This window comes from Herbaspirillum sp. B65 (genome assembly GCF_000333555.1).
Taxonomy (GTDB): Bacteria; Pseudomonadota; Gammaproteobacteria; order Burkholderiales; family Burkholderiaceae_D; genus Herbaspirillum; species Herbaspirillum rubrisubalbicans.
In genome coordinates, this window is sequence record NZ_BADI01000540.1 from 1 (window position 1) to 1,901 (window position 1,901).

Below are 1,901 nucleotides of genomic sequence, written 5' to 3' on the forward strand. Positions count from 1 at the left end.
CCGCCACCATCGAAATTGTTGGCCGCAGCACTGGCCACGAAGGTATCGTCGTAGTTGCTACCGGTCAGGTCCTGGATGTTGACCAGGGTGTCGCCGGCCGCATAGCCACCGGACGTACCGGTGCCATCGGTCGAATTCAGGTCCACCACCACGCCGGCCGTCGAGCTGGCGTAGCTGACGCGGTTGTGCGAACCGGACGTGCTGGTGCCACCATCGAAGTTGTTGGCCGCAGCGCTGGCCACGAAGGTATCGTCGAAGCTGCTGCCGGTCAGATCCTGGATGTTGGTCAGCGTGTCGCCCGCGGCATAGCCGCCCGAGGTGCCGGTGCCGTTGGTGTAGTTCAGGTCGACCGTGACGGCGGCATTGGAACTGGCATAGCTGACCCGGTTGTGCGAACTGGCGGTGCTGCTGCCACCGTCGAAGTTGTTGGCCGCGGCACTGGCCACGAAGGTATCGTCAAAGCTGCTGCCGGTCAGGTCCTGGATGTTGGAGAGCTTGTCGCCAGCCGCATAGCCACCCGAGGTGCCGGTGCCATCGGTGTAGTTCAGGTCCACCGTGACGGCGGCGTTGGAGCTGGCATAGCTGACCCGGTTGTGCGAACTGGACGTGCTGGCACCACCATCGATGACGTTGGCGTCACTGCTGGCGATGATGGTGTCGTCAAAGGAAGAACCGATGACGTTCTGGATGCTGCTATAGCTATCGCCCTGGGCGAAACCGCCGCTACCCGAACCGCTGGCCAGGTTGACCGTCACCGCCGCTGTGGAATTGACGTAGCTCACCGTGTTGGAGCCCGCGCCCCCGGCAAAGCTGTTGGCGTTGTTGTCGGCGATGAAGAGATCGTCGTAGTTGCTGCCGATGACGTTCTGGATGTTGGTGTACTGATCGCCTGCGGCAAAGCCATTGCTGCCCACCCGCTGGAACAGGTCCACCGTGACGCCATTGCCATCATTGGCACGGGCATAGCTGACGGTGTTGTTGCCACCGCCACCATCGAAATGGTTGGCCACAGCACTGGCCACGAAGGTATCGTCGTAGTTGCTGCCGGTCAGGTCCTGGATGTTGGTCAGGGTATCGCCAGCGGCATAACCACCGGAGGTGCCGGTGCCGTCCGTGTAGTTCAGATCGACCGTGACGCCAGCGTTGGAGCTGGCATAGCTGACCCGGTTGTGCGAACTGGCGGTGCTGGCGCCGCCATCGAAATTGTTGGCCGCAGCGCTGGCCACGAACACATCGTCGAAGCTGCTGCCGGTCAGGTCCTGGATGTTGGTCAGCGTGTCCCCCGCTGCATAGCCGCCCGAGGTGCCGGTGCCGTTGGTGTAGTTCAGGTCCACCGTGACGGCGGCATTGGAACTGGCATAGCTGACCCGATTGTGCGAACTGGAGGTGCTGGTGCCACCGTCGAAGTTGTTGGCCGCGGCACTGGCCACGAAGGTATCGTCGTAGATGCTGCCGGTCAGATCCTGGATGTTGGCCAGCTTGTCGCCGGCCGCGTAACCACCCGAGGTACCGGTGCCATTGGTGTAGTTCAGGTCCACCGTGACGGCCGCATTGGAGCTGGCATAGCTGACCCGGTTGTGCGAACTGGCGGTGCTGCTGCCGCCATCGATGCTGTTGGCCTGGCTGTTGGCGATGACCAGGTCATCCAGGGCGGAGCCGACCACATTCTGGATGTTGAGGTAAGTGTCGCCATCGGCAAAGCCGCCCGTGCCGGTGCCGTTGACCAGGTTGACCGTCACGGCCGCCGTCGAGAAGGCATAGCTGACGGTATTGGAGCCCAGGCCGCCGTCGAGGACGTTGTGGTTGTTATCGGCGATGAAGGTGTCATCGTAGGCCGAACCGATCACGTTCTGGATGCCGCTGTAGGTATCCCCTCCAGCAAAGCCCGCACTGCCCGGCCA

General features: G+C 62.7%; 1 protein-coding gene. It reads right to left on the reverse strand.

Annotated features, from left to right (window positions below; all coding sequences use genetic code 11):
• Positions 1 to 1,901 (reverse strand): beta strand repeat-containing protein (locus I5W_RS13125; RefSeq protein ID WP_044529562.1); only part of this gene is annotated, 1,901 nt, incomplete at both ends.